Consider the following 8417-nt stretch of genomic DNA (forward strand, 5'->3'; position numbering starts at 1 on the left):
GATTGGTTTTGGAAAAAAAGAAGAATTTAAGAAAGTGCTAGCAATTTTAAGAAAGAAAAAGCCTGATAGGACAAGGATCCTATGAAATTTGTCGTGTACAGAGCTTTTTTTTAATTATTTTCAAATTTTTTCGTTAGGATACCTGTTGGAACGCTGCCGCAAATAAGTAGCGCTGGACAATTAGGGCAGTTAAAGGCTGAATCTGCTGTTTTAAAATCACCACTACGCATGCGTGTGAAGATTTCTCGTATTTTGTCTTCAAAATTACTCAGTATCTTTGGTTTAATGTCGAGAGAATTAGCCTTTTTGTCGGCTAAATAAACTAATTCTACAAATGCATCAGGAAAAGCACTTTTTGCAGCAAGGGTAAATGCAGCATATTTTATATTTTGGGGGTCTGAATTAGGGGCATGACCAGTAAATATACAGCGTAAAGTACGCACATTATCTCGTAACAGCATTTCATCTATATGAATCGAAATTTTTGCATCTGCAACATTCAAAATTAACTTATCTAAAATTTCAATTGTTGCTCCATTTCTGGACTCAATAAAAAATTTGAGCATCATTTCAGCAATACTACGATAATCATTTACGTATCCATGTTCATGTAAACCATACTTTTCAAAAGTAGCCTCCAACATAGATTTCAAATTTATTGCAGGATTTTTTTCTATACCAATTAATGCTTTAAATACATCGCGTACTGCTTCATGCATTTGCATGAATGCGGTTTCCTCTCTACGACCACCAATACTTAAAAGGTGAGTATACAGAAACCTTCTAGGGCACCTATCGTATAAATCCAAAGCATTAGCACTGAAATTAATATCTCCCTGAAACTCTACTTCTATTGGGATACTTTCTGGTGCTATAGGTAATTGTAATAATGGGATAATTCCTATAGATGAAACTGGACCAATGCGGTCCAAAAAACCAGAAAGAGGGCGTTGGCTTTTTTTCTGACCTTTGGTTCTGGCACCATAAAAGAATAGTCTTTCTTGTGCGCGTGACATTGCTACATAAAAAAGACACTCCTGCTCATTATCGTGAGCTTCTCTAGCGACATCATTAGATGAGCCTGTACCACCAGCAACCATACCGTCGGGTGGTGGGCATTTTGTTAGTCTACAAGAGCCAGGTAGCGTATCTTTATTAACCCCACTTAAATGAACAATAGGAAACTCAAGACCTTTTGAACCATGGATGGTCATCAATTTGACCGCATCAATACTTTGAGCTGCTGTAGGGAGTTGACTGAGATCACGATCATCTTTAAGTTTAATTAAACGACGTATTCGCGTCATCATTTTCACTATGGAAAATGCATTACCTTTAAATTTTTGACGAGCAAAATTCATAAACTGCCAAATAGCAATTCCTTGAGCTTTCCCTCCAACAGACTCCGATGTTGCAATTTCTGCTATTATCCGCGTACGGTCTAAAAGCACTGCTGCTAAAACATCCCAAGGGTGTGAATGATTACTAAACCCCTGTAAAACATTGTTTAATTTATTAAACGAAGATAAGCCCTCTCGAGATAAAGCTAACAACGAAATGTCGCAGCCCCTAATTTCGCTGTCATTTGTGTGCAGATGTTCTAGAATTTTAATTACATCTTCCATTGGCATTTTAAATTCTGGACTACATGCAATACGAATTAATCCTGAAGCACGTTTATCAGTCAAAAGGGAAACTAATGCTATAAGATCTTTAATTTCTGGTCGCTCAAATAAACTACCCAAAAATAATACAGGAATTCCTAACCGTTCTAGATCCTGCCCTAGCTCTGAGAGTTTATCATTTCCTCTACACAAAACTGCTTGATCTCGATACTTAAAACCCAAATCACGCATTTTTTTGATTGATTCAGCTAAAGTGCAACTTATCATGTCACCACTTTCTGCTGTTTGTATTTCTGGAAGATAGCCTGATGCAGGACGATTTGCTGTAAGAGCACTGTTTCTACCGCCTGTTTTCATATCTGATGCAAAGCATGAGAATGCATTCACAATCTCTGAAGTAGAGCGATAATTAATTTGTAGTGACTGGGCTACACTCCCAGGAAAATCATCCACGCAAAAGCGAGATATATTAAATGATGATGCTCCACGAAACCGATAAATTGACTGTTTTGCATCTCCAACAACCCAAAGATTCTCACCATCTGGCTTAAGAGCTTTTAATAACCTAATACTGCTTCTATTAACATCTTGATATTCATCTACCAATACATGTAAATAATCATGCTGTAGTTGTTGACGCAGTTCTTCATTAGCCTCCAATAATTGGACTGGAAGCATAACTAAATCACCAAAATCTAAACAATTAGCCTGTTTTTTTATCTTTTCATAAACTTCGTAAACTGTTGCAACTTCTAAAGCACGTTCAGCCGTTTCCAGCTCTTCCGCACTGATGGCCTTTGCTAGCATATCCTCAGCAAGAACTCGATATTGTAGTGCATCTATAACCTCATCTTTTGCTCGAGAAATAGCATTAAGAATATCAACGATATTTTGAGAAGGATCATATAAATTACGATAGTGGGTTAAATTAAGACGTAAAAACTCATCTTCAAGAAGCTCTACAGCTTCAGTACGATCCATTAAGCGGGGTTCCGCAGGCAAATCACATAAATCATGAAATCGACGGAGCAGATCAAGGCCAAATCCATGAAAAGTCCCGATCCAAAGAGCTGCTGCCTCATGAGGTTGCTTACGTGCGATACGTTCTGATATTTCTGCAGCTGCTTTATTTGAGAAGGTTAATAACAGTATTCGTCGAGGATCAACCTCATCATTTAACAAACTTTCAACTCTAGCTATAAGAGTCCGCGTTTTACCAGTACCTGGGCCTGCTTTAAGTAAAAAAGCAGGACCTCTATGATTTACTGCATCCATCTGCTTGTGATTAAGAGGCTTTTCTGAATCCATTTTTGGTGGATTATGTTCGACCAGAGGTAACAGCATTGCATCTAGCAGTTGCTGTGCAACCACCTCAAAAGGTGCTCCAAGCTTACTGGCGATATCGCTACAAGTCATATGACATTCAAGATGCAGTTTTCTGACAACTGAACGTGGAATTAAGAACTCTCGTGCAAAAAGATCCATCTGAACTTCACGTCTTTGTCGATGGTTATAATCCACAACACGACTTATTCCAGAAAGTTCCGCTTCAGTTGTCCGAGCAGGTTCAATATTAATAACATACTCATCTTGCGTATCATCACCTAGCTCAACATGACCAATTTCATGCGCTACAAGAAATGCTTGTTCAAAAAGTGAACCTGAATTTTCATGGGTAATTAATCTATAGACACTATCAAAGAACGCACGCCCACCATTTAATTCATCAGAGCCCTGTAAACATCTTTCTACAGTAATCTCTCGAAACATAGCTTCACCAACAGCAAAAGCATATGAGTTCCAAGGATCTAGTCCCCTTTTTACAGCTTCATGATGTAATTTATCAGCGCGCTGGCGAGCAATCTCGATAGCATCCATATTATTCGCCTTTATTCATGATCTTTTGAATTCGCTCTTCAGGAATAAGTGCATCATGAAGGACCTTTTCGAAAGAAACCTTGCTTGGTGCAGTTGGCTTCACATTAGACTTATAACTTCGTTGAGATTGCATTTGTGGTGGTAATGTGAGAAAAGCCTGCAACTGAGCCGTCGTCACTTGCAGAACTATCGCAAGCCTATTAAGAAAATGTAATGGAACAGAAGCTAGCTCAACTCTTCTTCCACCAAAAGCTATTAAAACTTGCTTTGGAAGATCTAATAATTTTGCTGCATTTGAAAAACGCTGTGGGGGTATATCTACTATTTCCGATTGTTGGGCAAGCCCAATACGAAAGCGGTCTAAGGCTGATTCAATACTTTTTTGATCATCTAGAGTAAGTGGTACACTGTCATCAACCTCACGAGACAACTCAAGTGACAGATCGACTAATTCATTAGCATATTCAGGGAATTCTATTAAATACTTTCGTAAGGTATTTTTACTAGAATCAAATTCTACTGAGAAGTCCCTCAATACATCCTCTCGAGAAATATGTTGATTTTTCATTATAATTTCTCCTTATCTTCCAGTCTCTTACGTAAAGTTGCAAACGCAGAATCGCGATGATTACGAATGGTTTTATCGGACTTATTTAACGCTTTACTAATCGTCATTTCATTTGGGTCTTTCGAAGTAATTGGTATATCGTGACACCACATTAAGACAATTTGTTGCTGAAGTGGTGATAAACCATTAATCGATTCATGTAGGTTGCGTCGGTAATATTCTTTATCAAGCTCATTTACGTCGAAAGGATCATAGGCCTCTATTGCATTTTCAACCTCTGGTAGGATGTCATCATCTTCACCATATAATCCTTGAGTAAGATTATATTTATTTTGAATTTTATTTTTTGCATCACTTCGATCATTAGCTAAAGCAGCATTAAAGTTAACTTCAAAATAATCAAGACGATCATCATAATTAGCCTGATCTGCTAATAATAGGTCAATAAAATCATCAAGAACTTTATCGCGAATTTCCATATTAATTAACGAAGGACTTGTTCCACCTAGGCTATGAGATTTAGGAAGATGACGATGCATTCTTTCTAAAAGGGTTGTTAGTAACTTCTCTCGAAGCCAAGAATTATTAGTATTCCTAATAAAATAGAGCAATGTTTCACTTGATATGAAACCAGCTATTGAGTTTGGCCAAATAACACTTCTGGCTACAATCTCCTCATCATTGATCTTTTCTAGTTCATTAATCTCACATTCAACTATACTACGTCGAGTGTATAGAACACCCTCCCTACTAGCCTTTCTTAGTGGTCTAGCCATAAAGCACCTTAACAACCTTATACTCGATCATTTTTCAATATTAATTATTGGTAATTAATCCTAAAAATCAGAAATATGATATATAATAACAATACGTTAATTATATTATTAATAGTCAAGCATTTCCTAAAGTTCACGATAGCTAATGCCATATTTACAACACCAGCGCACAGCCCAAAGAATGATCTCACCCTGAAAATGTCTACAATGGAAAGGATTCATATACTGAACTTTTAGCTAAAAGGGTATTTTGCTTATCATCAATAGCTATTTGCAACAGTGCCCATTGACTTACAAATGCGAGGTTGTTCAATCCAAGCATAATAAACTAATCCAATGATATTGAGATTACAAAAAAGGCTGAATAAATTTTCCGTAAACTCTATAATTAACTATAAATCATAAACTATGAAAAAATCATTTTAAACCATATGGATATCCGACCAAGTTTACTCAGCTACATCTTTGCAGACTCTACCAAATGGCGAATCAATTATACTTTTCCTGAGCTGATACTTGAACTGGATACCAAAATCATAAAGCTTAATCCTGAACAAGTGCTAGAAACACATATTCAGAAAGGTTGGATATGGTCATCATTAACACTGGAAACGCTCGATCAAAATTTTCAGTTTAAAGGTATATTCAACGCGCAGGCTGAAGAGTTTAAAATCAAACTTAATGATGATGCAGAATTCCTAAGAAATAAAAGAAATGCTGAAAAAATTAAGGAAACTTTAAAACCTTTCTTACTAGAATACCAAAATTTTATCCAACAAAATATTTACCTATCCTATCGTCTATGCAACCTGTTTAGATCAGACTTATCACAAAGATCAAAAGCATCAGTAGAACAATTTAATAGCCTCATTCAAAGGGATAGCACTTTGGCATTTGAGCCTGTACTACAAAACCAGTTTGAACAACTACGGCAGTTTATTGAATTTTCTATTCAGGCAAACTACGCTATTGATGCCAAAAATAAGTGCTTCGTTGAAAGTGAGTTAAAAACTTTTAAGAAGTTTTTCGATCAGGTAGAAAGTACGCCACTAACTGATGAACAACGGGTTTCCTCCATCATCTTTGAAGACCGCAACCTATTGGTCGCTGCAGCGGGTTCGGGGAAAACATCAACGATTGTTGGAAAGGTGGGATATGCCCTATTAACTGGACTCTATAAACCAGAAGAGATTTTGGTTCTTGCATTCAATAAAAATGCAGGTGAAGAACTGAGTGAACGTATTAGCTTTAGGCTAAAGGATATTCTCTCCAATTTTGATACTAGTGTTGAAGCACTTAATTTCCATAAATTTGGTGTTAAGGTCATTGGAAAAGCAACAGGTAAAAGCCCATCTGTATCCAACGATGCAGGAAAGCCTCAAGCCCTCCTAAACCGAATTATTCAACAATTAATCGAAACAGACTCAGACTTTCAGGAAAAGTATCTTTTATTTAAAACTGCTTATTTAAGAGCTCCGTTGTCACCTTTTGCTTTTAAGACTAGAAATGATTGGGAGAAGGCGCAGAAACGATCATTTGATAGATTCAAGGATGGCTTCGAAACCTATCAAGGAGAGATTGTTAAATCACATGGTGAAAAAGCAATAGCCAACTGGTTATATAGCCAAGGAATTCCTTATCAGTACGAAAAAAACTACGAGCATGAAACAGCTGATGAAGCCCACCGCCAATATAAGCCTGATTTTTACCTGCCTGAAATAAACCTATATCTGGAACACTACGCTGTAGACCAGCATGGCAAACCGCCTGCACATTTTGGACAAAAGTATCTGGATGACATGAAATGGAAATCAGGAATCCATCAACAATATAAAACCGATTTAATCTCTACCACCTTTCATGAGTTTATTACAGGTTCCATTTTCAGGAAGTTGGAACAGGAACTTAAATCAAGAGGGCAAGTATTTAAGCCACGTAGCCTTACTGAGATCAACGCTAAAGCACAGTCCATCTATGAACATGATGCCAATGAACTTTATGTCAGTTTTTTAAGTCACTACAAATCTAATCAGGCGAACATTGCTAGTCTATTAGCCAAACCATCACTTAGCCAACGAGAGAGTCTTTTTTTACAGCTATTTTCTAAGGTATACCAACGCTACGATCAGTTATTAAAAACCAGTAAAGAACATGACTTTGATGACCTACTCATTGAATCTGCTCAGTTAATCAATGAGAACAAATATAAAAGCCCTTTCAAGCTTATTATAGTGGATGAATTTCAGGATACATCACAAGCAAGGGCTAGACTCATTCTGTCCTTATTGAATCAGGCACCAGAAGCAAAACTATTTTGTGTTGGGGATGATTGGCAAGCTATATACCGCTTTGCAGGTTCAGACATCAGCATTTTTACACAGTTTGAAAGGGTCTTTGGTTATACCAAACAAACAAAGCTCACCCAGACCTTCCGCTCCAATCAGGGTATTGCCAATGTTGCCAGTGGCTTTATCCAAAAAAATAAATCTCAACTTCAAAAAGTCGTCAATGCCATTGATAAGACCACTAGTAAAGTTGTTGAAATAAACTTTTTAACAAAGGCTCAGGAAATTAACGAATACCTGACGAGAACAATTATGGAAATCAATAATGCCAGTGCAAGTTCCGGCAAGAAAAAATCCATTTATATTTTGGGCCGCTATAAACACCACAAACCTAATTTAGACAGTATTTTACCATTTCTCAGAAATTGTACTTTTGAGTTTAAAACCATTCACTCTTCAAAAGGCTTACAGGCAGACTATGTCATTCTTCTAGGATTGAATAGTGGTGGTAGCGCATTCCCTGCTGAAAAAGAAGATGATCCTCTTCTAAACTTAGTCCTACCACAACCTGAGATACATAACTTTGCTGAAGAACGCCGTCTGTTCTATGTTGCACTAACGCGTGCAAAAGAAAAGGTTTATTTAATCGGTGAACGAGGTTCTATTTTCCTTGAAGAAATTACCAAAGATCAGAGTTTTAAAGAATTTATCCATATACCTCAAGACGAGTATAAACAGCTCAATAGTAATATCCCACCAGAATGGTTGTGTCCAAAATGTGGGCAAGGCAGACTCAGGAAAATAACTAACGGACCTTATGGGGCATTTTTAGGTTGCAGTCGTTATCCCAATTGTAAATATACTAAAAATTTAAAACGTCGTTGAATTTTGATGAATTTGTTGAACAATCATTAAATAATCGTTTTCTAATGTTGGCAGATCAAATTCATCTACATAATTCTTAAAGTCTATTGCAGGGGTATACGCATCTAATTCGTAGAAAGATTTATTATGCCAATAACCATGTTCATCAATGATTATCGACTTTTCAACCTCATTAAATTGCCCTGCTGTTATATCCACGATAACACCATTCACTTTAAGCCATAAATGTAGTTGGTATATATCTGAGGTAGACTGGCCTTTTATAATTAAAACATCTGCAATATTGTAACCTTTTTTCGTAAGCGTCCGCTGAATCCCATGCCTATTTTTTAATTTTGGTCGGATTTCCAGCGGTGTGGCAGTAATTCTTCAATCTGGGTCACTTTATGCGTCGGCAGCC

Annotated in this window: 5 protein-coding genes and 1 pseudogene; 1 reads left to right on the forward strand and 5 read right to left on the reverse strand. The window is 36.9% G+C overall.

Annotated elements, in window-relative coordinates; all coding sequences use genetic code 11:
• Positions 1–110: 110 nt before the first annotated feature.
• From ACE01T_RS16405 to ACE01T_RS16420, 4 genes and pseudogenes are all read right to left on the reverse strand, one after another.
• Positions 111–3503 (reverse strand): UvrD-helicase domain-containing protein, encoded by a 3393-nt coding sequence (locus ACE01T_RS16405; protein WP_395519691.1) that lies wholly within the window; start codon positions 3501–3503, stop codon positions 111–113.
• A 1-nt stretch (position 3504) separates the two neighbouring features.
• A complete protein-coding gene (locus tag ACE01T_RS16410; RefSeq protein ID WP_005199962.1) occupies positions 3505–4071 on the reverse strand; it encodes a hypothetical protein in 567 nt (188 codons plus the stop codon).
• Positions 4071–4847: a sigma-70 RNA polymerase sigma factor region 4 domain-containing protein gene (locus tag ACE01T_RS16415; RefSeq protein ID WP_005199963.1), complete on the reverse strand. Its 777-nt coding sequence runs from the start codon at positions 4845–4847 to the stop codon at positions 4071–4073. The genes ACE01T_RS16410 and ACE01T_RS16415 overlap by 1 nt, the downstream gene beginning before the upstream one ends.
• A 129-nt stretch (positions 4848–4976) precedes the next feature.
• Positions 4977–5069: pseudogene (locus ACE01T_RS16420) on the reverse strand (IS6 family transposase); the annotation flags it as partial.
• A 209-nt stretch (positions 5070–5278) separates the two neighbouring features.
• Here ACE01T_RS16420 and ACE01T_RS16425 point away from each other — a divergent pair.
• The gene (locus tag ACE01T_RS16425; protein WP_395519692.1) at positions 5279–8017 is read left to right on the forward strand and encodes a UvrD-helicase domain-containing protein; all 2739 of its coding nucleotides are present in this window, start codon (positions 5279–5281) and stop codon (positions 8015–8017) included.
• On the opposite strand, the gene ACE01T_RS16430 is transcribed toward ACE01T_RS16425, so the two are convergent.
• Positions 8003–8215 carry a hypothetical protein gene (locus tag ACE01T_RS16430; RefSeq protein WP_227560719.1) on the reverse strand — a complete coding sequence of 71 codons (213 nt, stop codon included), beginning with the start codon at positions 8213–8215 and terminating at the stop codon, positions 8003–8005. The two genes, ACE01T_RS16425 and ACE01T_RS16430, sit on opposite strands and share 15 nt — an antisense overlap.
• Positions 8216–8417: the final 202 nt, after the last annotated feature.

It is taken from the genome of Acinetobacter uliginosus (assembly GCF_044130295.1).
Taxonomy (GTDB): Bacteria; Pseudomonadota; Gammaproteobacteria; order Pseudomonadales; family Moraxellaceae; genus Acinetobacter.